The 23,373-nt window shown below is 35.0% G+C and carries 19 protein-coding genes and 1 riboswitch; of the genes, 5 read left to right on the top strand and 14 right to left on the bottom strand.

The window, feature by feature from the left end:
* Positions 1-123: 123 nt before the first annotated feature.
* From MR062_RS06540 to MR062_RS06530, 3 genes are all read right to left on the bottom strand, one after another.
* Complete coding sequence (locus MR062_RS06540; protein ID WP_242203292.1) at positions 124-2,940, bottom strand: helix-turn-helix and ligand-binding sensor domain-containing protein; 2,817 nt, start codon at positions 2,938-2,940, stop codon at positions 124-126.
* Positions 2,941-3,118: 178 nt separating this feature from the next.
* The gene (locus tag MR062_RS06535; RefSeq protein WP_242203291.1) at positions 3,119-3,796 is read right to left on the bottom strand and encodes a head GIN domain-containing protein; all 678 of its coding nucleotides are present in this window, start codon (positions 3,794-3,796) and stop codon (positions 3,119-3,121) included.
* An 89-nt stretch (positions 3,797-3,885) separates the two neighbouring features.
* Positions 3,886-6,132, bottom strand: a complete 2,247-nt coding sequence (locus tag MR062_RS06530; protein WP_242203290.1) for a ribonuclease R family protein — start codon at positions 6,130-6,132, stop codon at positions 3,886-3,888.
* A 627-nt stretch (positions 6,133-6,759) separates the two neighbouring features.
* Between MR062_RS06530 and rpiB the strand changes: the two genes are divergently transcribed.
* The 3 genes from rpiB to MR062_RS06515 all read left to right on the top strand — a co-directional run bounded on the left by rpiB (position 6,760) and on the right by MR062_RS06515 (position 8,663).
* On the top strand, positions 6,760-7,194 hold the full coding sequence (gene rpiB / locus MR062_RS06525; protein ID WP_242203289.1) for a ribose 5-phosphate isomerase B: 435 nt from the start codon (positions 6,760-6,762) through the stop codon (positions 7,192-7,194).
* The gene (locus MR062_RS06520; RefSeq protein ID WP_242203288.1) at positions 7,195-8,112 is read left to right on the top strand and encodes a cation diffusion facilitator family transporter; all 918 of its coding nucleotides are present in this window, start codon (positions 7,195-7,197) and stop codon (positions 8,110-8,112) included.
* A gap of 107 nt (positions 8,113-8,219) precedes the next feature.
* Positions 8,220-8,663: a GNAT family N-acetyltransferase gene (locus MR062_RS06515; RefSeq protein WP_242203287.1), complete on the top strand. Its 444-nt coding sequence runs from the start codon at positions 8,220-8,222 to the stop codon at positions 8,661-8,663.
* Between the two features lie 5 nt (positions 8,664-8,668).
* Here the strand turns inward: MR062_RS06515 and MR062_RS06510 are convergent, their stop codons facing one another.
* The 11 genes from MR062_RS06510 to thiS form a co-directional block, all read right to left on the bottom strand.
* Complete coding sequence (locus MR062_RS06510; RefSeq protein WP_242203286.1) at positions 8,669-9,532, bottom strand: OmpA family protein; 864 nt, start codon at positions 9,530-9,532, stop codon at positions 8,669-8,671.
* Positions 9,533-9,599: 67 nt separating this feature from the next.
* On the bottom strand, positions 9,600-11,234 hold the full coding sequence (locus tag MR062_RS06505) for a S41 family peptidase (RefSeq protein WP_242203285.1): 1,635 nt from the start codon (positions 11,232-11,234) through the stop codon (positions 9,600-9,602).
* A gap of 2 nt (positions 11,235-11,236) precedes the next feature.
* Positions 11,237-12,055: a DUF4349 domain-containing protein gene (locus MR062_RS06500; protein ID WP_242203284.1), complete on the bottom strand. Its 819-nt coding sequence runs from the start codon at positions 12,053-12,055 to the stop codon at positions 11,237-11,239.
* A 101-nt stretch (positions 12,056-12,156) separates the two neighbouring features.
* Positions 12,157-12,534: a ribonuclease P protein component gene (gene rnpA / locus MR062_RS06495; protein WP_242203283.1), complete on the bottom strand. Its 378-nt coding sequence runs from the start codon at positions 12,532-12,534 to the stop codon at positions 12,157-12,159.
* A 367-nt stretch (positions 12,535-12,901) separates the two neighbouring features.
* Positions 12,902-14,056 carry a 2-iminoacetate synthase ThiH gene (gene thiH, locus MR062_RS06490; protein ID WP_242203282.1) on the bottom strand — a complete coding sequence of 385 codons (1,155 nt, stop codon included), beginning with the start codon at positions 14,054-14,056 and terminating at the stop codon, positions 12,902-12,904.
* A gap of 121 nt (positions 14,057-14,177) precedes the next feature.
* Positions 14,178-14,948, bottom strand: a complete 771-nt coding sequence (locus tag MR062_RS06485; protein ID WP_242203281.1) for a thiazole synthase — start codon at positions 14,946-14,948, stop codon at positions 14,178-14,180.
* Positions 14,949-14,950: 2 nt separating this feature from the next.
* The gene (thiE, locus tag MR062_RS06480; protein ID WP_242203280.1) at positions 14,951-15,592 is read right to left on the bottom strand and encodes a thiamine phosphate synthase; all 642 of its coding nucleotides are present in this window, start codon (positions 15,590-15,592) and stop codon (positions 14,951-14,953) included.
* Positions 15,579-16,361 carry a hydroxymethylpyrimidine/phosphomethylpyrimidine kinase gene (locus MR062_RS06475; protein ID WP_242203279.1) on the bottom strand — a complete coding sequence of 261 codons (783 nt, stop codon included), beginning with the start codon at positions 16,359-16,361 and terminating at the stop codon, positions 15,579-15,581. Before MR062_RS06475 ends, thiE begins: the two co-directional genes overlap by 14 nt.
* A gap of 222 nt (positions 16,362-16,583) precedes the next feature.
* Complete coding sequence (locus MR062_RS06470; RefSeq protein ID WP_242203278.1) at positions 16,584-17,165, bottom strand: thiamine phosphate synthase; 582 nt, start codon at positions 17,163-17,165, stop codon at positions 16,584-16,586.
* Positions 17,166-17,349: 184 nt separating this feature from the next.
* On the bottom strand, positions 17,350-19,209 hold the full coding sequence (gene thiC, locus MR062_RS06465; protein ID WP_242203277.1) for a phosphomethylpyrimidine synthase ThiC: 1,860 nt from the start codon (positions 19,207-19,209) through the stop codon (positions 17,350-17,352).
* A 50-nt stretch (positions 19,210-19,259) separates the two neighbouring features.
* A complete protein-coding gene (thiS, locus tag MR062_RS06460) occupies positions 19,260-19,463 on the bottom strand; it encodes a sulfur carrier protein ThiS (RefSeq protein WP_242203276.1) in 204 nt (67 codons plus the stop codon).
* 107 nt (positions 19,464-19,570) lie between these two features.
* Positions 19,571-19,667, bottom strand: a riboswitch (TPP riboswitch).
* Between the two features lie 650 nt (positions 19,668-20,317).
* Between thiS and MR062_RS06455 the strand changes: the two genes are divergently transcribed.
* Both MR062_RS06455 and MR062_RS06450 read left to right on the top strand, forming a co-directional pair.
* Positions 20,318-22,204, top strand: a complete 1,887-nt coding sequence (locus tag MR062_RS06455; protein ID WP_242203275.1) for a CBS domain-containing protein — start codon at positions 20,318-20,320, stop codon at positions 22,202-22,204.
* A gap of 3 nt (positions 22,205-22,207) precedes the next feature.
* Entirely contained in the window at positions 22,208-23,365 is a 1,158-nt protein-coding gene (locus MR062_RS06450; RefSeq protein WP_242203274.1) for a succinylglutamate desuccinylase/aspartoacylase family protein, read from the top strand.
* The last annotated feature ends 8 nt before the right edge of the window (positions 23,366-23,373 follow it).

The raw sequence follows: 23,373 nt of genomic DNA, 5'->3' as shown, positions 1-23,373 counted from the left end.
TGTTTTATTTGTAAAACAGCAATAACAGTGGGTTTTTAACCATATTCATAACATAACTTCAAAAACCACAAAAGACATCAATGTTGTGGTGTTGTATAGGTAAAATTCACATTTGTAGCGAATCTAAATTTCTAAAATGTAATCAGTAAGGCTTGATTCATGCGATAATTCCATTTTTTTACGCAATCTATACCGTTTTACCTCCACACTTCTGGCCGATATATTTAACAACGGAGCTATTTCTTTTGATGATAAATTTAACCTGAGGTATGCACAAAGCCGTAAATCATTGGTGGTTAATGATGGGTGTTGTGTCTTTACCTTTTTTAAGAAATCTTTATCGGCATTATTAAAGGCTTCTTCAAATACATGCCAATCGTCTGTATTGTTAAGATTTTTATCAATAATCTTAATGACATGTTTCAAGCTTTTATTGTTGTTACCAACTTCCTTTAGTTCCTTTTTTATACTGTTTAAAAATTCATTCTTTTTAATCAAGCTCATGGTAGATATAGCTAATTCCCTATTCTTATTTTCAACATCTTGCTTTAAGTTTTCATTATTTAAGCGCATGAGTTGTTGCTTGTTTTCAAGCTCTTTTAACTCCATTTCCCTTTTGTTTTTTTGGAGGAGCTTTTCTCTTTGTCTTTTATAATACCGCCTATATATATTGTGCATTAACAAAGAAAATAGTATAAAAAGAACAACATATAGCGCTATCATTGTTCTGGTAAGATACCAGGGTGCTTGGATATTGAAACTATAGCTTTCGGTATTTGTTGAAATTTCATTTCCCAAACGAGCTCTTACATGAAAAGTGTAATCGCCATGTGGTAAATTTTCAAATAACTCACTGGACCTAGTAGACCAAGGGCTCCATTCGTTATATATGCCCTCTAATTTATATTGATATTCTGGTACTAAGTATTTATTATACACCGGAACACTATAGTTAAATTCGATATTATTCTCTCTGTTTCTAAATTGTCCATCTTTGGATTTATCTATATAATTGGATCTAAATGTATTTTTGAAAGTGCTATTGGTAATCTGGTTGATATTTACATCAAAAGGTTTGTTATATAGTTTATTCAGATCAATTATGACATACCCCATAGAGGTGCCATACAAATATTTATTATCACCAATATGGCTAATGTTCTCGTAACCCGAAACATCATTTCTTACATTACTCGGAAATGATATGCGGTTTATTTTAGGGATATGACTTAATTCTCTAGGAGATAAATAATTTAATCCATTCAAAGAAAAGCTCCAAAGCCAATTATTAACATTATCATTTACCAATTTTCCAGAGGTATATTCTTTTTCTTTAAACAGTGCACTAAAAACCGAGTCTCTTATAAATTTACGCGCTTTTAAATTAAATTTAAAAATGCCTTTTTTATGGCCATATAATATATGGTCTTGATATTTAGATAAACTGGTTTTCAATCCTTTTTCAACCGAAGTCTCAATGGTAACCAAAGTAGCTCTTGTTAGTGTTTCATCCAACTCTATTCTAAAAACACCTTTATACTCGTGGCTAACAAACACTTCTGTTGGGTTAAGCATTTCAAAGTATCGACTTGATATATCAAAACCTTCAATCTTATTTCTTAGCTGCCATTCTCCTTCCTTATTTTCAAGAATATATAAACCACTGTAGTTTCCTTGAAGCAATACATCCTCCTTGTTTTCTATTGCCCTGAGGTTCCAGGTACCTAACACATCTGCTATTAGTCTTGCTTTATCTTTATTTATTATAAAAGTTCCTGAATTATGGCCACAAAACAAGGTATTCTTTAGTTCCGATAAACACCATACAGCGCCTTGGGTACCTTCTATAAATTTGAATTTATGATCGACCCCTATTCTCTTATAAAAGAGCCCTTGGTTGGTTCCTATATACAAATGACCCTTATATAGAACCGAGGCATTCACTGCTCCTATATTTCCTAATTGATCGTTGTAAATACTAAATGGTGATTTTATGTTTATACAGTTAATCCCATTTTCCAGGCCAAGCCATATATTATTTTCTGTATCCTCGAAAACAGAAAGTACAGTATTATTACTTAATCCACTGGTTTGATTGATCTGATAATTAATGTCACCTTCGGGAGTAAGATGGAAAATACCATTAGAAATAGTTCCCAATAAGAAGCTATTGTCCTTTAATTGTTTACTACTAAATATTCTATGTTTACTAAGGACATCGTTAGCTGAAATTTGCCATTTACTTAGTCCAGGATTGTTAAAAACATAAAAGCCATTGTCCTCAGTTTGAAATAAAAGACGTCCGTTATGATTAAAAATATTAACCAATAAGTTTTCTTTTAAAATATCGTTGTTTGAAATCAACTTGGCGACACCATTTTTTATTTCATATACACCATCCTTTACTTTTTGAAAATAAATGCTCTCTTTTATTCTGAACATTTTATAGATGGTTGTGTTGGAATTAATTATAGAATAGGAATGGTCTCTTTTATTATAAATATAAATGCGCTTTAAGGATTGAAACAACACCCAATCGTCTATGCTTATAATATTCCATAATTCTTCATCTTCCAGAAATGATATTTTGAGTTCTTTGGAAAGCGAATGATAGATTAATATGCCTAGTTCATTTCTAGTCCAATACCCAAACTCTTTATAACTTCCGGTATAAATATGCTTGGTAGTGGCATTTACAGATCGTATAATGGTTTGATTAGGTGAAGGATAAAGGGTCCATTCGGCTCCATTATATTCCAGAAGACCTTTATTATTGGCAACATATATGTATTTGTTTGCCGCCTGGGAAATGGACCAATTTTGATTTTCGGCTCCATAATCGTTAGGTGTATATACATTAATAGGCGGGTGTTCCTGAGCCACCGAAACCCAACAAATTAAACTCAATAATAAAAGTACTATCCCTTTTTTCAGCTTCATAACAAAACACATATTGTATAGTTACTAAGTTAATAAAAATAAAGGATAAACGCTATTATGTATAGTTAGTGTATAGAAATGAAATAGTACTTATGTATATTATTCCAAGGTATCACATAAAAAAGGAAAACCCAATACCTAAAAAGTATTGGGTTTTTATTGCATATTTATTTAAATGCTAGTTTTCCATACGTTTTACGCGACCTCCAAAAACTTTACTTTCGTTTACAGTTTCTGGATTACCATAAACAAATACATCACCTCCTGCCCTAATTTTTATATCAACCAATTTTGATGCATTTACATATGCTTCTCCTGCAGCATTAATGGAAACTTCTGTCTTTTCAGTCTTTAAATCGGTTCCTTTATAAACCCCTCCTGTAGATAGTGATATGTCTTGACTATTTGAATGTCCCGATGTTTTTATAATACCTCCTGTTACGGCTTTTATATTAGCGTATTTTACATCTATAGGTATTGCAATAGTAGCACCTTCCTGTGCTTTGAAATCGATTTCAAATTGCTTTATAGTATCGTTTGAATACACTTTAGCGCCTTCATTTACATCTATAATATCTACATGGGTGTAATGTAACACTACTTTAGTTTCTGCGCCATCAAAAATCTCATTCAAAGTCATTTTTATTTTAAGCTTCCCATTTTTGTTGGTTACAATAACGTCTTCCTTATTTTCTCCTGTTATAACAACTTTATTTTCACTGGATTTAACCATTTCTACCTCTATAAGATCATATACTTTTAATTCGGTAAACTCTCCTACTTCTTTATCTACTGCCTTTTGGGCAAAGGTTGTTGATGTTAGAACAATTGTAATTAAAATGATTATTCTTTTCATGTGCTTATAATTTATTTTTTTAATGATTGATATTTTTACTGTTTAACGCATCATATCAATAATTATTCCACAATAATTCAGAATTTATCTTAATCTACATTTTTTCCTATTAGATTAAAATCAAGGTGTTTTTTAACCAAATCGGTATTTTTTACTTTAACGATAACTTCATCTCCTAGTTGGTACATATTTTTAGTATGTCTACCAACTAAAGCATAGTGTTGTTGATCGAAAGCATATTGGTCGTCTGTTATATCTCTTATACTTACCATGCCTTCGCATTTGTTTTCTATAATTTCCACATAAATACCCCAATCGGTTACACCAGAAATTACTCCTGCAAAAGCTTGATCTTTATGGTCTTCCATAAATCTTATTTGCATGTATTTTATAGAATCCCTTTCTGCTTTGGTCGCTAAATTTTCCATATTACTGGAATGTTGGCATTTTTCTTCATAATCGGCTTCACTAACCGACTTTCCGCCATCTAAATAGTATTGCAGTAAGCGATGTGCCATCACATCGGGATAACGCCTAATAGGCGATGTAAAATGCGTGTAATAATCGAAAGCTAAACCATAATGCCCAATATTTTGAGTGGTATATTCGGCTTTACTCATACTTCGTATGGTTAATGTATCTACCAGGTTCTGTTCTTTTTTACCTACCACATCTTGTAACAGGTTGTTTAGCGAGGACGTAATCGATTTTCTGTCCTTAAAATTAAGCTTATATCCAAAGCGCCCAACTACGTTTTGTAAAGCCGCTAATTTACTATCGTCCGGTTCGTCATGTACACGATAGACAAATGTTTTCTTAGGCGATTGTTTTCCTATAAATTCAGCTACTTTTTTATTGGCCAATAACATAAATTCTTCAATTAGTTTATTGGCATCTTTACTGGTTTTAAAGAATACTCCTTCCGGATTATTATCTTCGTCTAAATTGAATTTTACTTCAACTTTATCAAAAGAAATAGCGCCTTGTTTCATGCGTTTTTTTCGCATCACTTTAGCGAGTCTGTCCAAAACTAAAATAGCTTCAGCAATTTCTGGTTGTGTATTATAGGCTTTTCCTGTGAGGGATACGTCTTGTGGTATTTCTGTATTAATATCTGGTTTGTTATGGATTCCTGCCTTCGCAGGAATGTCAAAATCATTATTATTTTCTATAATGGCTTGTGCCTCTTCGTAAGCAAAACGGGTATCGCTATAGGTTACGGTCCTACCGAACCATTGATCCTTTACTTCAGCTTTATTGTTAATTTTAAAAACTGCAGAGAAAGTGTATTTTTCTTCGTGTGGTCTTAACGAACAAGCATTGTTAGATAATATTTCGGGTAACATAGGTACTACCCGATCCACTAAATATATGGACGTTGCCCGTTGGTAAGCTTCTTCATCTAAAACAGAGCCTTCTTTTACATAATGGGACACGTCGGCTATATGGATACCTATTTCATATAAACCATTATCCAAGACTTTAAACGACAAGGCATCATCAAAATCTTTTGCATCTTTTGGATCTATGGTAAAGGTTAAATCTTTACGCATGTCCCTACGTTTGGCAATTTCAGTTTCAGTAATAGAAGTATCTAAAGTATTAGCATATTCTTCTACTTGATAAGGAAACTCATATGGTAAACCATACTCGGCCAAAATGGCATGTATTTCGGTATTATGTTCTCCTGGTTTACCAAGTACCTTAACTACTTTTCCATAAGGGGAATCGGCGTTCTCTGGCCAATCTTCAAATTTCACTAATACCTTATCGCCATCTTCAGCTTTAAAGGTTTTGTTTATGGGTACAAAAATATCTTTGTACATGGAATTACTATCGGGTACTACAAATGCATAATTACTATTCTTTTGTATTTGTATAACACCTACATAATCGGATTTTGCCCTTTTTATAACATTGGTAATTTCACCTTCCATCTTACCACGTTTACGGCGTTTGTAAACATAGAATTCTACTTCATCACCATTTAAGGCTTTATTAATATTATTTGATGCTATAAATACATCTTCATCAAAACCATCACAAATAACATATCCAGATCCTCTAGCCGATAGATCTAAAATTCCTATATGATATTCTGCATTAACGACGGCTTTAAACTTTCCGCGCTCTACTTGAATGATTTCTTCTTTTGCCGCTAATTTGGCTAAGGTCTTAATGATTTGGTTTCTACTACTGGCATCGTTAACACCTAGTTTGGCAGCAATTTGTTTATAATTAAATGTTTTATTCTTTTCTTTTTTTAAAATACTTAAGATTGTATTTGTTAGGTTTGGAACTCCTTTTCTGGATTTCCCTTTTTTCTTTCTGCTCATGTAATTCTTGTAATCATATTTATTTCCTAAGATACTGGAAATTGTGTTATTAAATAGCTTAAGTTTAGGAGAAGAACTGCTATTTATTTTTTACAAAGCTACGATTTTAATATTAACTACTATTATAGCCTTGTTATTTTAAGTTTAAAACATGGTTATCCACATTATATACATTAATAATAATTTCTTTTTAAAATTTAAAAAAATAAATAATGGTTATTATAGCTTGTTAATATCTGGTATAACTTTTTCGAACTTTATTTTGATAATTTAAAATTTACATTCTATTAAATAGCTATTAACATAACATATCTTCTTAACAGTTTAATTTATAATGATTTTTAAATTTTCATACACAGTTGTTAACAACCTAAATTAACTTCTTTTATCTTATAACTTTTTTTAAAAGTGGTGTTCATTACGGTTTATTTTAGACTGATAAAATCTCTAAAAAAAGTGGCTTTCTTTTTTGGTTATTTACAAGTGCTTTTTGTTTGTAAAAAATAATTGAATACTCCTAATTTTTCTTTTAGAAAAGAATAAACAGTTATTAACAAGTAATGAATATAGTAATGCACAATGTTTATAATTGTTACCTTTGTAGTAGTTAATTAAACATATAAGATTATGACTATTTCTATAGGAAACGACCACGCTGGTACCGATTATAAATTTGCTATAAAAGAATATCTTGAAACTAAAGGTTTTACCGTTATAAACCATGGTACAGATAATAGTAGTAGTGTAGATTATGCCGATTTTGTGCATCCTGTTGCAGACGATGTAGAAAATAAAACAGCGACTTATGGTATACTTATTTGTGGTAGTGCCAATGGTGTTGCCATGACGGCTAATAAACACCAAAAAATAAGAGCTGGATTGTGCTGGAATAAGGAGATTGTGCATCTTATTCGCAGTCATAATAATGCCAATATTTTATGTATTCCTGCACGATTTACAGCGGTACAACAAGCTGTTGAAATGGTGGATACGTTTTTAAATACAGAGTTTGAAGGTGGTCGCCATCAAGGTAGAATAGATAAAATTCCATTATCTTGCTAAATGGCACACAGTCACCATTCGTATAGCCACACCCATCATCATGATATGAAGGATAAGAATCTTATGATTTCTATTCTTTTAAATGTATTGATTACGGCGGCCCAGGTTGTTGGTGGTTTAATTTCGGGGAGTTTGTCCTTATTAAGTGATGCCCTTCATAATTTTAGTGATGTCCTTTCATTAATTGTAAGTTATGTAGCCTCTAAATTATCTAAAAAAAAAGCTTCTGTTAATAGAACTTTTGGCTATAAACGTGCTGAAATTTTAGCGGCTTTTGTTAATGCTTCTACTTTAATAATTGTTGCTATTATTTTAATAAAGGAAGCTATTGAACGTTTTAAGCACCCACAAGTTATTGATTCTAATTTAGTTGTGTGGTTGGCCGTAATAGCTATAGTTTTTAATGGTTTTAGTGTTTTATTATTAAAGAAAGATTCTAAGAATAACATTAATATAAAATCGGCCTATCTCCATTTATTAACAGATATGTTGGCCAGTGTTGCGGTTTTAATTGGTGGCTTGTTAATGAAGTTTTACCAGGTATTTTGGGTAGATAGTGTGCTTACTTTTTTAATAGCCTTATATTTAATTTGGGTAGGGTACGATCTTTTAAAAACATCAACTAAAGTATTAATGTTATTTACACCAGAACACATCAATATAAAAGATGTTGTTAGGCTTGTTAATAACATATCCAAAGTAAAAAAATTGCACCATGTTCATATTTGGAGCTTAAGTGACGAAGAGCTGCATTTGGAAGCGCATTTAGATTTGTATGAGAACTTAACGGTTTCAGAATTTAATAAATTACTTGAGGAAATAGAAACTGTTTTACATGAACAGTTTAATATTAACCATGTAACCATTCAGCCAGAGTACGATAAAAACGACCCTAAGGAGGTTATTGTTCAGGATTAAAGATTATGTTTTATAAAGGAATCTTATCTCTAAAAGATTATCTTTATTAATGGAAGTTAATAATGGTGACTGAGGCTCTCGAAGTCACCATTTAAATTATCTTTTATATGCTACACATTCAAACCAAACAATTTTCAGAATTAACCATTCAAGAGCTTTACGATATCCTTCAATTACGTAGTGAAGTCTTTGTTGTTGAACAAGATTGTGTATATCAAGATGTTGACGGTAAAGACCAAAAGGCATTGCATGTATTGGGATATAAAAATGAAAACTTAGTAGCTTATACGCGTATATTCAAACCAGGCCTTTATTTTAAGGAAGCCAGTATTGGTAGGGTAGTGGTGGCTAAAAATGAACGCCAACATAAATATGGATATGATATTATGCATGCTTCCATTAAGGCTGTAAAAGATTATTTTAATGAAACCGTTATTAAAATTTCGGCACAGTGTTATTTAAGAAACTTCTATATAAATCTTGGATTTGTAGCGGTAGGAGCGGCGTATCTAGAAGATGGTATTCCACATATAGCGATGGTTAAAACGTAGTGTTTTTAATTATTGCTTGCGCTAATGTGTGTTATTAATATTTCAACGCGCCTATCGTATTTTGGATCACCACCTAAAGGAAATTTTCTTCGCATGCCCATATAGCGCATTCGTTTTTTATCGACCCCTTTTTTAGCTAGGTACTCGTATACATATTTTGCCCGGGCTTCAGAGAGGTTGCGTTTTTTGGTTTTTCTATCTACGGCATCCCGGCTATATTGCGTACAACATACATGTCCTTGAATGGTAAAGTAAATATTTTTACGCTCTACGAGGGATTTAGCGATTTTTTCCAGTGTTTTTTTAGATTCTGTCGTTACGGTACTATAACCCGTTTTAAACAAAATATTTTCAAAACGGATTTTATCCCCTACTTTAATCTCGCCTTTAATAACTTCGGCAGTCGCCTTTTTTTCTTCAACAGGTTTTTTAATTACCTCTTTCTTTTTCTCTATAATGGGAGGTTTGGGGTTTATAATAATCTCTACTTTTCTGTTGAGTCCCCTTATTTTAGAGATGTCTTTTTCGTTAACTATCTTTAATAATACCTCTCCTTTACCATCTACATGGGTGATTAAAGATTCACTGATTTCATTATTTGAAAAAATTTCTTTGATAGACTCGGCGCGTTGTTGTGAAAGTTTTAGGTTATAACTGGGTGCCCCAACATCATCACAAAAGCCAAAAATGGCAATGGATTCAATATCTACATCGGATAATTCTGAAATAAAAAGCAGTAAACGATTTTTTTCCGTTGAGATGAGTGTGTATTGATCTGTCTCAAAATAAACATCGTGTGTTATATTGTTTTGAGCTGTTGCTAAACAACAACAAAGTGTTAGTAATATGTAGGTAAATAGCTTATTCATGTATAACAACAAAGGAATAAGTTTGTAAATATACTATTTTTAATTTGTTGAATGAATTTACAAAATATTACCGAAGATAATTAGAATATGTACTAGGATTTTTTAAAATTTCCGTAGCTTTTTTTATGGGTTCGTCGTGTATTTTTAAGTAATCGTATAATCCTTCCCTGTAAACATGGCGTTTTACAATTTCGTTTGTTAATAGTTTTAGTAAATAATCCTTGTTTTCATCGAAAACCACTGTCTTTACATTATTTAAACGTTGTATTAAAGATTTGAATTCATTTGTAATATCATCATCCAAAGCTTCTTTTTGAGCAGACTCCATAGCTTTATAAAGCTTTTTTTCGGTATCGGTTTCAAAAGAAAAATTATTGGTGTTTAAGTAGTCTTTGAAGTTTGAAAAATCAGAATCTGAAAGCTTAAATGTATTAATGTCGTTTAGGGTATTATTGTAATAATAGTTGGTAGCGTAATCGAAAATTAGATTATCGTTGGTTAAAGAGGTTATTATAGGCGTTTTTTTTGAATTGCCCAGATTAACATCGGGGAAAACTCCGCCACCATCAAATACCTTACGTCCGTTTTTGGTTTTAAATTCATTGTAATTTTCTTGTTTAACGCGTACCGCTTCTCCTTTTTCATCTCTGTGCCAATAATCCAATGCCTGGATACAACGACCTGAAGGCGTATAGTATCTGGATATGGTAATTTTTACTTGGGTACCATAAGTTAATGGTTTAGGGCGTTGTACCAAACCTTTACCAAAACTTCTGGACCCTACAATTACGGCACGATCTAAATCTTGTAAAGAACCTGATACAATTTCGCTTGCCGATGCACTACTGCCATCAATTAAAACAACAAGGGGTATGTCGGTATCTATCGGTGCATTTTTAGTATAATAGGTGCGGTTATATTTTTTTACTTTAGATTTTGTGGTTACCACCAATTGTCCTTTTGGAACAAAAAGATTAACAATATTTACAGCTTCGTGCAACAATCCGCCAGGGTTACCTCTTAAATCCAGTATAATACGTTCTGCGCCTTGGGCTTTTAAATCCCTTAGGGCATAACGGGTTTCTGTAGAGGCTTTATTATTGAACTGGCTTAACACAATGTATCCAGTTTTGTCATCTACCAACGAAAAATGGGGCACAGCCTTTATTTCAACTTCTGCTCTGTTAATCGTGGCGGTTTGCGTTTTTCCTTGTCTCTTGTAGGTAACATTTATCGCGGTTCCAGGGCTCCCTTTTAGCAGGTTTCCGGCATCATCTTTATAATTTTCAACAAGGATATCGCCAACTTTAATAATTTCGTCACCGGCTTTTAAACCGGCTTTATCGGCTGGATAGTCCTTATATGGTTCTACAATAACCAGTTTGTTTTTATGGGTTCTAACTTTTGCTCCTATACCGGTGTAATCTCCTGTATTGTTAATTCGGGCGGCCTCAACATCTTGTTCGTTCATAAACCTTGTGTAGGGATCTAGATCTTCCAACATACTCTTAATGGCAGTATCCATTAAATCCCCGGGATTGGTTTCATCAACATAGTTCATGTTGAGTTCTTTAAAAAGCGTGGTGAAAATTTCTATTTGTTTGGCTATTTCAAAGAAATCGTTTTTAAAGGCCGTAGTACTTAAAAATAATACACTAGCTATAATGGGAATTAGAACTCTTTTTCTTAGTAGATTTTTCATTTTTATTTCTTTTTTTTCAACCATTTTCTAAACCAGAAGATAACAATAACAAGTATAACTATAAAAGGCCAAATATGTAAAAGGCCAATAAAAAATATAGACAAAGCATCAAACCCAGATTTTACGGCATTCCACATTTTATTACCATATGAAAGGGTAACACCACTTTCTGAAGTACGCTTGTAAAATTCTATATCTAAAGTACTTAACGATACTTTATTTTCGAGATATTTTAAACGGCCTTGTTTCGCTTCTATTTCTTCTCTTATCTTAGAAAGCTCTCGTTCTATTTCTAGAATTTCTTTTACGTTTTTTGCTTTAGAAAGTAATTCCAAATACCGTTTTTCTAAAGTTTGTTTAGCTTTTAGCCGGGCTTCTAAATCAATAAATTCTTCTGTAACATCTCTGGAAGATATGTTTTTGGTATCAAAATAAGGCACATGTTTACTTACAGAATCCAGAACGATTTTAAAATTATTGCTGGGTATTCTTATCGTTAAATGTCTTGTAATGGTATTATAGGATTTATTGGACCTATCGTCTTGAATAAAGCCTTTATGCTCTTGAATGGTTTTTTGAATTAGGTCATATGTTTTTTCTAAATCCTGTGTTTCGAAACGTATAAAAGATTCTTTTATGGTTTTTTGTGGATAAACCTCTTGAGGCGTTGACACAATAGCATTAATAGAAGAGGGCGAAGCTTTTACATCACTAATAACTTCAGAATCATAGGAAAAAGCTTCTAGTTTATCATTTTTTGTATGTTCCTTAGAACACATTAAAGGTAGAGTAAGTAATAAAAGGGCGATAAATGATTTCATCTGTATATAATTATTGTTTTTTATCTGTTAGAAGGCATTCCAATAATCATTTTCGGTTGGTATAAACTTAATGGTTAAGGCTCATGTCAAAACTAAAAATATTACGCTTTGGAACTCTTGTTTAAAAACTTATCAAACAAGAGTTTCGTTTTTGTGTCAACATCAATAAAATTTGGTTTTTCTTTACCAATGTACAAAATCATAAACGCATATTGTGTTGTAATGTTGTTAAAATAATGTGCTTTGTTTAGGCGGTAGGCTTCACGCATTAAGCGTTTTATTCTATTTCTGTCTACGGCTTTTTTAAAAAGGCGCTTGCTAACAGAAACTCCCGTTTGGGCTGTGACATTATGTTCTAGGGCTGTTTCCAAAAACACGAGGCGTAGCGGAAATGCTGTTACCGATTTCCCTTCAGAAAATAATTGTTCAATAAGCTTTTTGCTTTTAAGTTTTTCTTTTTTTGGAAATGTATACGCCATAGGTTGCTTTAAGACCACAAAAGTAGGCATTATCAATGATATTTGAAGGGATGTAAAACAGGATCGATTATTAATGTTTAATACTCTAAATAAACAAGACCAATTGTCCTCTTTCTATCATAAAACCCTTCCGACTTTAAACTCTTAGTTGAGTTTGAAGCCACCTTCCCTTCATTTCGATAAGCTCAATGACTGGAGAAGGAGTGGTGTTTATTGATGTATTTTAACTCTCCTCCTTTTAAAGGAGGAGTGGATTCATTCCGAGTAAACGGAATGAAGACGAGGTGGTTAAAAAAGTTTACCCAATAGTATTTCATTTTTAGCAGACAAACTCTATCACTTTTAAAATAGCTTCTAAAACTAAAAATTAATAAGTATTGTTATCTTTCCATGTGTTTTCCCAGTCTTTCCAAACAGGCTCTAGACCATTATCTTCAAGCATTTTGGCTATAATTTCGGTAGGGCGTTCATCGGAAATTTCGAATTGTTCCAACGATTGTGGCTCTACAACATAACCGCCAGGATTGGTTTTCGACTCTGCACTTAATGAGGTTATTCCAAGGTGTACAATGTTATTTCTAAAGGTTTCACTTTCGCGTGTGCTCATCGATAACTCAACATCTTCATCTAATAACCTGAATGCACAAATGGTTTGTACCAAATCACTATCGGTCATTTCAACTTTGGGTTCTAAACCGCCGCTATGAGGCCTAAGACGTGGAAATGAAATGGAATACTTGGTTTTCCAATAGGTCTTTTGAAGGTATTTTAGATGTAAGGCGGTAAAGAAACTATCTGCTCGCCAATCTTCTAAACCAAATAAAGCGCCCAACCCAATTTTATGGATGCCGGCCCTACCTAAGCGATCGGGGGTTTCCAATCGATAATCGAAATTCGATTTTTTCCCTTTCGGATGGTGTTTTTTATACTCGGCCCTATGGTAGGTCTCCTGATAGACTAAAACGGCATATAAGTTGGCTTCAATCAATGCTTCATACTCGTTTTGATCTAAAGGCTGGACCTCAATTGTGATGTTTGAAAATTGATCTTTAATCAACTCCATGGCATGTTTTATGTATGGCACCCCAACGGTTTTGTTCGCTTCGCCAGTTACCAATAAAATATGATCGTAGCCTTTTGATTTTAGAAACCCCACTTCCTTTAAAATTTCGGCATCGGTTAAGGTTCTACGCGGAATTTTATTCGTCATACTAAAACCACAGTAAGTACAAATATTTTGGCACTCGTTAGATAGATACATGGGCACATACATTTGTATGGTATTACCAAAACGTTTTTTAGTGATCAAACGACTTAATTGCGCCATTTGCTCCAAATAAGGTTTGGCAGCTGGTGAAATGAGGGCCTTAAAATCCTCTAAATCGCGTTTGGATTTAGCAAGTGCGAATTCAACATCTTGAGCTGATTTTGCATTGATGCTAGCTAATGTATCATCCCAATTGTAAGAATTAAATAGATGTGTAAAGCTGTTGGTTTTTAGCTTTTGGCTATTATATTTCATGTGTTTATATTTATTCTTTTCTTGTCATGGCGAGGTACGAAGCCATCTGTTTCTTAAGACGGGATTACTTCGTCGTTCTCATTTCAACAAGCTCAATGCAACGCCTCGTAATAACGTTACATTAACTTAAAAACGACGTTAAAGGGCTACTGGCTTCTGCGTGATGCTTTACCGTTGCCAGTTTGGCGTTATAGGCCTTTCTGCCCGCTTCTACGGCCATTTTAAACGCGATGGCCATTTCCACTGGGTTTTGCGATACGGCAATGGCTGTGTTCACTAAAACAGCATCGGCACCTAATTCCATGGCAAAAGCGGCATGCGACGGACTACCAATACCGGCATCGACAATAACGGGAACATTACTTTGTTCTATAATAATCTCTAAAAAATCTAAGGTTTTTAACCCCTTGTTGGTGCCTATTGGCGCACCTAAAGGCATGACGCATTGGGCGCCAACTTCCTCTAAACGTTTGCATAATACGGGATCGGCATGGATGTATGGCATCACCACAAACCCAAGTTTTACCAATTCTTCAGCTGCTTTTAAGGTTTCAATAGGATCGGGTAATAAATATTTTGGGTCTGGATGGATTTCCAGTTTAATCCAATTCGTTTCTAAAGCTTCACGGGCCAATTGTGCAGCAAAAACAGCTTCTTTAGCGTCGCGCACACCAGACGTGTTAGGTAATAAACTAACTTGAGGACGCATGATGCTTTGTAGCATTTGGTCTTGTTCGTTATTCACGTCCACACGTTTTAAAGCTACTGTTATTAATTCACTTTCGCTGGCTATTAACGCTTCAGACATGAGTTTGTTCGAGCTAAATTTTCCTGTTCCTGTAAAGAGTCTGGATTGAAATGTTTTATCTGCTATGTTTAGTAAATCTTTCATAATTAAAAGGTGTGTCGTTGTTCTTGTATTACTGAGGCCTTCAGTATTTTATTGAAGGTTGAAATTTTATTAAAATCTTGAGTAATGGCGCCCGACATGGCTATGCCGTAAACACCGGTTTGTAAAAGTGGTGTAATATCGCTTTCTACAATACCGCCAATAGCAATAATAGGGGTTTTGGTTTCTAGAGCATCATGAATTACTCGATACCCTTTCAAGCCTAAAACAGGGCTTAAATTGGTTTTGGTGGTGGTAAATTTATAAGGACCCAAACCAATATAGTCAACATTTTTGCTTATTAAATTTTCGCAGTCTTCTATTGTATTTGCAGTGCCACCAATAATAAACCATTTGCCAAGGTACTCACGGGCAAGAGTTGGACAAGCATCATTTTTTCCTAAGTGAACCCCATCGGCATTTACTGCTTTTGCAATTTTGTAATGGTCATTAATGATTAAACGTGTTTGGTAATGCGAGGTAATGTCGCGGGCTTTTTCAGCGGTTTTTAAAATGGTGTCCTCATTTATATTTTTAAGCCGAAGTTGCACCAGCTCGGCACCAAACGTACAGGCCTTTTGGATGTTTTCTAAATGGGCTTCGGGCGTTTCCCCTTGCGATATATAATGTAATTTAGCGATGTTCATGGTTTTGTTTTTGTGTGAAATGATGTGTTCCCAACAAACTCGAATTGGAGTTTAAAAATTGTTCGGTGTAGTATTTGGCGAGCTTACAGGCGTCTTCTAAAGGGATGTCTAAAGCTAAATTGGAAGCTAATGCCGAAGACAACACACAACCACTACCATGTTTATTGAAAACGGTTTCAACCTTTGGAGGGACATTAACCTTAACAATTTTGTTATGGTACAGTTCGTCCCAGCCTTTTTGGTCTACCCGATGCCCGCCTTTTAAATAGATGTTTGTTAAACTTGAAATGTGTTCTATAGTGTCTTGAACATTTAAATTAGGGTAAAGGCTTTGTATTTCTTCATAGTTTGGCGTTATGATGCCGCAGTATTTCCAAATGGCATCTAAAAGCGTTTGGCTTTCTTTGGTGTGAAAATCGAAACCGGCACTGGCCTTAAAAATAGGGTCTAAAACAATATTGATTTCAGGGTTTAATCGTTTCAATTGCGCTAAAATATCAAGCAAAATGCCCCAGGACTGAACAATTCCAATCTTAACAGTTGTGATTTGAAAACGCTCAAATAAGACTTTGATTTGAGCAGAAATCACTTTAGGAGCGGTCCAAATGCACTGCTTAAATTCAGTATCGTTCTGAACCGTAATAGCGGTACAGACAGACAGGCCATAAAGGCCATGGGCTTCAAACGTTTTGATGTCTTGGGTTAGACCGGCACCACTGCTGGGGTCTAAACCTGCTATTGACAATATGTATTTTTTATCGTGTTGCATTTTTATTTTATCATTTTGATACCTGCCCACTGGCAGGCAGGGTGAGAGGAATGAACTTTTCGACCACGTTCAAGATAAACTTTGGGAAATCCCACATATTATGAGATTCCTCCTCGTGCCTCGTTCGGAATGACAATTCTTTTGCATTTAATTTGTTTAACTTCATAAAGTGTAAAACTTCTCGATATTATTTTTAGCTATACTTGGTCTCTTCAATCAAAATCACTCGAAGTGGCGTAGCATGGTTTTAAAATTTTTAATTGGTGCTTCACCTTGCCAAATACCACCTAATACACCAACCCCGTCGTACCCTAATCTATCAAACGCTGTTAAATTTTTAGTGCTTACACCGCCCATGCCTATTATGGTTTTGTTAATGTGATTTACATCGAACCCTTGGCCTAGGTAACCTTGTTTTGAAATGGATGAAAACACCGGACTTAACAGGTGATAATCGAAATTAAAGGGGCAATTAGCCAGTTCTTCTGTTGAATGAAAAGAGCTGCTTATGCTTATGTTGTGCTTGTTTCTGATGCTTTTAAGAGATTCCACGGAAGTCTCACGCCTCATAGCCTCCTGAAAATGAATCCCTTTTAAATTATAATGTTCCAACAGTTCATGAAATTGATGCACCACAATCCTATGATGGTATTTAGCATCGATTTGATTTAAATAATCACAATGAGACTGATAATCTTTATGTGGTTTCCTTAAATGATAGTACTGTAAGCCTTCTTGAAATAAGTTATGCAGTATTTCAATTTCGTTTACAACATCATGTTCTGGAGCTATTAGAACTATCATTTTTTATTTCTTATACTGAATGTTGACAATTGAAAACCTTTGAAATTTTAATCAAAAGGGTCTCGACACTTAGTTTATCGAGTTAGGGATTGAAGCGGCATCCTTTTTTGAGGGACGAAAAAAAGATATAGCGGAAAGCCCGACCACGCTTTTCTTAAAAAAAGCGTGGTAACTCCCTAATGATCTATAAATACACTTCCGACCCCTTGTCTTTAAATTCCTGTGATTTTTCGGCCATCCCTTTTTGGATCACCTCATTTTCTATTATATCATTTTCCTTGGCAAAGTCACGGACTTCCTGTGAAATTTTCATGGAACAGAATTTTGGGCCGCACATGGAGCAGAAATGCGCAATTTTGGCACCATCGGCCGGTAAAGTCTCATCGTGGTATTCGCGGGCACGCTCAGGATCCAAGCCTAAGTTAAATTGGTCTTCCCAACGAAATTCAAAACGCGCCATACTAAGCGCATTATCTCTATGCTGTGCACCAGGGTGACCTTTCGCTAAATCGGCAGCATGGGCCGCTAATTTATAGGTCACTACTCCTGTTCTTACATCTTCTTTATTGGGTAAACCTAAGTGTTCTTTTGGGGTTACATAACATAGCATGGCGCAACCGTACCAACCAATCATGGCCGCTCCAATACCCGATGTAATATGGTCGTAACCCGGAGCGATATCGGTGGTTAAAGGGCCTAAAGTGTAAAAAGGCGCTTCATCGCAAACTTCAATTTGCTTTTCCATATTTTCTTTAATCATATGCATGGGCACATGGCCTGGACCTTCAATAAAGCACTGCACCTCATGTTTTCGGGCAATTTTTGTGAGTTCGCCTAAGGTTTCCAGTTCGGCAAATTGTGCTTCGTCATTGGCATCGGCAATAGAGCCTGGGCGTAAGCCATCGCCTAGAGAGAAGGCAACGTCGTAAGATTTTAAAATCTCACAAATCTCTTCGAAATGGGTGTATAAGAAGTTTTCCTTATGGTGCGCCAAACACCATTTGGCCATAATGGAGCCACCACGCGATACAATGCCGGTAACACGATTGGCCGTCATGGGTACATAGCGTAACAATACCCCGGCATGAATGGTAAAATAATCAACACCTTGTTCGGCTTGTTCGATAATGGTATCCCGGAAAATTTCCCAAGTAAGGTCTTCGGCAATACCATTTACTTTTTCTAAAGCCTGATAGATGGGCACAGTACCAACTGGAACAGGGGCATTACGGATAATCCACTCGCGGGTTTCGTGAATGTTTTGGCCAGTAGACAGATCCATGATATTATCGGCACCCCAACGGCAAGCCCAAACCGCTTTTTCTACCTCCTCTTCTATTGATGAGGTTGTTGCCGAATTTCCAATGTTAGCGTTTATTTTAACCAAGAAGTTGCGCCCTAAAATCATAGGCTCTGCTTCGGGATGGTTAATGTTTGAAGGGATAACGGCACGACCACGAGCAACCTCTTCGCGTACAAATTCTGGTGTGATTTTTTTTGGAATTGAAGCTCCAAAATCTTCACCCGAATGTTGTTTTCTAATTTCGGTCATTTCATCGATACGCTGATTTTCACGAATGGCGATATATTCCATTTCTGGAGTAATAATGCCTTGTTTAGCGTAGTGTAACTGGGTAACATTCTTTCCTTTTTTAGCACGCAGCGGCTTTTTAAGGTGGGCGAAACGCATATGGTCTAAACTAGAATCGTTTAAACGTTGATTGCAATATGCTGATGAAAATTGATCTAACTGTTCTACATCACCGCGATCTAAAATCCATGGCTCACGAATGCGTTCTATACCGTTATGAACATTAATGGCTTTATTAGGATCGGTATAAGGACCAGAAGTGTCGTAAACCGTTACGGGCTCGTTAGGAGTTAATTTGCCCGTCATGGAATCTTTGGTATCGCTCAACGTAATTTCACGCATAGCCACTTTAATTTGTGGATGGATTTTTCCGGGCACGTAAATCTTTTTAGAGTTAGGAAACGGATTTCTTGTAATTTGGCCTTCTTTTGGTGCAGTGTCTTTATTCTTCATGATTTGTGGTTTTTCATCTGTTAATTGCCCATATGGGCTTTCGTAATTATTTATCCGCCTTGCGTGGCTTGAATGATTAATATCTTGTCCCCATCTTGTAATAGCTGTTCTTCCCAATTGGTTTTGGAAATAATGTGTTGATTGATGGCCACGGCAATGCCCATTTGAGGATAGTTTTCGTGATGTAACAATTGAGAAATACTGATGGTTTCATCAATATTCACGACGCGGTTATTAAGGAGAATCGTTATCATTTACAATACGTTTTTATATTGTAAACCATAGGAAAAAAAAGACTTTGAAAAAAGACACTTCACGACAGGAAGTGTTCTTATGAAAAGGTGTGCCAGCCTATATTTCAACAGGCTATTCAACTTTTCCCTTCGGCGGTACTAACCGCATCAGGTTCAAAGGGTTTGTCTCAGTTCTATAAATTTAGAACACCCCTAAAGTTTACGCTGCTAATGTACTAAAAAAATAGAAGCCATTACCATGTAAATAAGAAGGGTGCACATTAAAGGTCATTTTTCCAGTTGGTTTTTAGGGCAAATGGCAAGCCACCGTAGCCCCACCTAACCTCCCCAAAGGGGAGGGACTCTTACACAAACGTATTAAAAATCAAGAAACTCCTCCCCGAGCCTGTACTGAGTGCAGTCGAAGTAGGGAGGCTGGGAGGGGCAAAAAGCTGTCGCTCCTATCGCTTTTGCGGAATGTAATCCTTTGGTGTTCAGTAAAGAAACGCCTAGCACCTTGGCGCCTTGTTGAAAACGAACCAAATGACCGATGACCGGTGATAGAAAGAGTTGCAGGATACAATGTGTTCTATCATCTAATTTTATAGAAATCCTGTTTAACCCCTTTAATCTTAAAAGGCGAATTTGTGGAACGCCTTAAGAATGCAGTATTGTTTAAGTAAAGGCACCATAAAAATAAAAAAGTAATGAGAACTAGCTTAGTGCGGGGTATGATAAATATCATAGTATATAGTACAGTTTCACAGTAATTTAATAGCTTTAAAACTAAGCCATTAAAAGTGTTTTTTGTCTATAATGGTTTGGTAACAATTAATGTATTGGCTTTTAGTTATTTATATTTTATAAAACAAAAAATGAATGATAAAGGCCAAAAGCTAAAATTAGTAGACATGGGTGATTTAAATGTTACTAAGCTTTCCAAAAAAAAAGATAGGGGGAATTATATCCATCATTTGATAAATGATATAAAAGCCCTTGATATGATGATAGACCAGGGCCTCATAGAAGAAGAGCCTATTAGAATTGGGGCAGAACAGGAATTTTGTTTGGTTAATAACGAGTTTTCACCAAGCAATAATTCGTTGGAGGTATTAGAGACTATAAACGACGATCACTTCACAACAGAAATAGGTAATTATAACCTGGAAGCAAACTTGGACCCTATAGTACTTAAAGGGAAGTGCTTTTCTGTTTTCCATAAGCGGTTAAAATCCTTGTTACATAAAATAAAAAAATCGGCCAGCAAGTACGACACTAAAATTGTCTTGGCAGGGATATTGCCTTCCATAAGTCTGGAAAACATCACGCTAGATAAAATGACGCCCATGATACGCTATGAAGTGTTAAATGAAGCTATTAAAGACTTTAGGCGTGAAGATTTCAACATCCACATTAAAGGGGTTGATGAATTAAATTTACTCAATGATTCTGTAATGCTAGAAGGCTGTAATACAAGTTTTCAAATACATTTACAGGTTAACCCTAATACATTTGTAGATACGTATAACTGGGTACAAGCTATTGCTGGCCCTGTGCTGAGTGTGTGTACCAATTCGCCTTTATTATTTGGCAAAGAGCTTTGGAGAGAAACTAGAATTGCTTTATTCACCCAAAGTATAGACACCAGGACCAATTCCTATGTTTTAGATGAAAACCAATCTCGGGTTAGTTTTGGATGTCATTGGCAAACAGGAACTATTACCGATATTTTTAGGGACAACATTTCGCGCTTTAGAAGCTTTTTAACTACATCGTACATAAAGGATAGTGTAGATATGATAAATAATGGTGAAATCCCTAAACTAAGGGCGCTTAATTTGCATAACGGTACGATCTATCCATGGAATAGAGTGTGTTATGGCGTATTTAAAAATAAGCCACATTTACGAATAGAAAACAGATACATTCCTGCTGGGCCAACGCTAGTAGACGAAATTGCCAATATGGCATTTTGGGTAGGCGTTATGATGGGTAAACCCGAAAAGTATAATAACATTCATAACATCTGGGATTTTAAAGATGTTAAGAATAATTTCTTTAATGCTGCTAGATATGGTATGGCAACCCAATTTTATTGGAACGGTAAAAACATTTCCAGTCAACGTTTAATTCTAGACGAATTGCTTCCTATGGCTTATAAAGGGCTTTATAAATTTGGTGTTTCTCCAGAAGATGCCGAGTATTATTTAAAAATAATTAAGGACAGGATAACATCCCATAGTGGTTCTGAATGGGGCGTTAGAAGCTACAGAAACCTATTAAAAACCTATAAAAGGTACGAAGCTATGCAAATTTTAACTTCTAGAATTTACGAAAAGCAGACTATGGGCCATCCCGTTTCAACGTGGGAAATTCTTGATAAAAACACAGAAAAGTTACCCAATACCATACGCATTGTTAAGCACATTATGAACACCGATATTTTTACAGTGGATAAGAATGATAGTATAGAACTGGTGTTAAACATGATGCAGTGGAAAGGGATACACCATCTACCAGTTACAAACCATGCCAAAAAACTGGAAGGCATATTATCGTGGAAAGATGTTGAATTATATGCCAATAAAAAAGAAAAGGCAACCATTTCTGTAAATAGACTTATGAAAAAAGATGTTATAACCGTAGAAGAACACTGGCTAATTGAGGATGCGGCAAAACTAATGGTTAATAATAACATTAGTTTTTTACCCGTAATAAGGCGAGACAAGTTAATTGGAGTAATAACGAATAATGATTTATAATAAATGGCTCGTTTTAATAGAATTATTAGACAGATTACAGGTTTAAAAACAGGACCTACGGTAGTGTTTTTTGCTGGTATACACGGTAATGAAAAGGCTGGTGTTTATGCTTTAAAGGAAGTATTAAAAGCGCTTACCCAAGAGCATGTGAGAGGGAATATTTATGCCATAGCCGGAAATTTAGAAGCACTTGAAAAAAACCAAAGATACCTTGATGAAGATTTAAACAGAATTTGGACAGTTGATCGTATCAATACCCTTAAAAGCAAGCCCAAATTAACAATCGAAGAAACCGAATTACGAGAGCTATATTCACTTTTAACAACCATTTTACAAAAACACAAAGGCCCTTTTTATTTTTTCGATTTGCACACAACCTCCAGCAAGTCCTTGCCTTTTATTACCATTAACGACGCCTTAATTAACCGTTCGTTTTCCAAACAGTTTCCAACACCTATTGTTCTTGGTATTGAGGAATACTTAAACGGGGCTTTGTTAAGTTATATCAATCAGTTAGGTTATGTGTCCTTAGGGTTTGAATCGGGACAGCACGACGATATTCAATCTGTTAAAAACCATGAGGCCTTTATTAATTTGGCCATGGTTTTTACCGGGCTTGTAAAGTTATCTAATCCTGAAGATTTTAATACCTATTATAACCAACTTAAAAAGGCAGGTAAGTATAGTTCCCATTTTTTTCAGATTATAGATTTGCACTGCATTACACAAGATAACCATTTTAAAATGTGTAATGGTTTTGATAGTTTTCAAAATATACGCAAAGGAGAAAAATTGGCCTCCCACAGCCAGGGGATAATTACTTCAAAATATAACGCCAAAATTTTTATGCCGTTATACCAGCAAAAAGGTTCTGAGGGTTTTTTTATCATTAGAAGCATTAACGCTAACTTTTTAAAGTTATCCGCCTGGTTAAGGTTCTTAAAAGCAGATGGAGTATTAAGTTTATTACCAGGCATATCATGGCATAATAAGGAAAAAGGCGTTTTAAAAGTAAACCTAAAGGTGGCCAAATTTATGACCAAGCCCATTTTTCACCTTTTGGGTTATCGTAGCAAACAAACCGATGCTACCCATTTACTCTTGTATAATCGGGAACGTGTAGCCAAAACCAAAATGTATAAAGGGGAGGGGTGGTATTAATTAAGATT

This window comes from Aestuariivivens insulae, from assembly GCF_022662195.1.
GTDB lineage: Bacteria > Bacteroidota > Bacteroidia > Flavobacteriales > Flavobacteriaceae > Aestuariivivens > Aestuariivivens insulae.
The sequence above is the reverse complement of the archived record's forward strand: the minus strand, read 5'-3'. Positions and strand labels throughout refer to the sequence as shown.

What these genes read in the sequence shown, in the direction of transcription:
- MR062_RS06470 (WP_242203278.1), bottom strand. Translation starts at nt 17,165, where the DNA reads ATGATAGTTCTAATAGCTCCAGAACATGATGTTGTAAACGAAATTGAA.
- MR062_RS06535 (WP_242203291.1), bottom strand. Translation starts at nt 3,796, where the DNA reads ATGAAAAGAATAATCATTTTAATTACAATTGTTCTAACATCAACAACC.
- MR062_RS06500 (WP_242203284.1), bottom strand. Translation starts at nt 12,055, where the DNA reads ATGAAATCATTTATCGCCCTTTTATTACTTACTCTACCTTTAATGTGT.
- MR062_RS06520 (WP_242203288.1), top strand. Translation starts at nt 7,195, where the DNA reads ATGGCACACAGTCACCATTCGTATAGCCACACCCATCATCATGATATG.
- MR062_RS06540 (WP_242203292.1), bottom strand. Translation starts at nt 2,940, where the DNA reads ATGAAGCTGAAAAAAGGGATAGTACTTTTATTATTGAGTTTAATTTGT.
- MR062_RS06530 (WP_242203290.1), bottom strand. Translation starts at nt 6,132, where the DNA reads ATGAGCAGAAAGAAAAAAGGGAAATCCAGAAAAGGAGTTCCAAACCTA.
- MR062_RS06450 (WP_242203274.1), top strand. Translation starts at nt 22,208, where the DNA reads ATGGCTCGTTTTAATAGAATTATTAGACAGATTACAGGTTTAAAAACA.
- thiS (WP_242203276.1), bottom strand. Translation starts at nt 19,463, where the DNA reads ATGATAACGATTCTCCTTAATAACCGCGTCGTGAATATTGATGAAACC.
- thiC (WP_242203277.1), bottom strand. Translation starts at nt 19,209, where the DNA reads ATGAAGAATAAAGACACTGCACCAAAAGAAGGCCAAATTACAAGAAAT.
- MR062_RS06475 (WP_242203279.1), bottom strand. Translation starts at nt 16,361, where the DNA reads ATGCAACACGATAAAAAATACATATTGTCAATAGCAGGTTTAGACCCC.
- rpiB (WP_242203289.1), top strand. Translation starts at nt 6,760, where the DNA reads ATGACTATTTCTATAGGAAACGACCACGCTGGTACCGATTATAAATTT.
- rnpA (WP_242203283.1), bottom strand. Translation starts at nt 12,534, where the DNA reads ATGGCGTATACATTTCCAAAAAAAGAAAAACTTAAAAGCAAAAAGCTT.
- MR062_RS06510 (WP_242203286.1), bottom strand. Translation starts at nt 9,532, where the DNA reads ATGAATAAGCTATTTACCTACATATTACTAACACTTTGTTGTTGTTTA.
- MR062_RS06455 (WP_242203275.1), top strand. Translation starts at nt 20,318, where the DNA reads ATGAATGATAAAGGCCAAAAGCTAAAATTAGTAGACATGGGTGATTTA.
- thiE (WP_242203280.1), bottom strand. Translation starts at nt 15,592, where the DNA reads ATGAACATCGCTAAATTACATTATATATCGCAAGGGGAAACGCCCGAA.
- MR062_RS06505 (WP_242203285.1), bottom strand. Translation starts at nt 11,234, where the DNA reads ATGAAAAATCTACTAAGAAAAAGAGTTCTAATTCCCATTATAGCTAGT.
- MR062_RS06515 (WP_242203287.1), top strand. Translation starts at nt 8,220, where the DNA reads ATGCTACACATTCAAACCAAACAATTTTCAGAATTAACCATTCAAGAG.
- thiH (WP_242203282.1), bottom strand. Translation starts at nt 14,056, where the DNA reads ATGAAATATAATAGCCAAAAGCTAAAAACCAACAGCTTTACACATCTA.
- MR062_RS06485 (WP_242203281.1), bottom strand. Translation starts at nt 14,948, where the DNA reads ATGAAAGATTTACTAAACATAGCAGATAAAACATTTCAATCCAGACTC.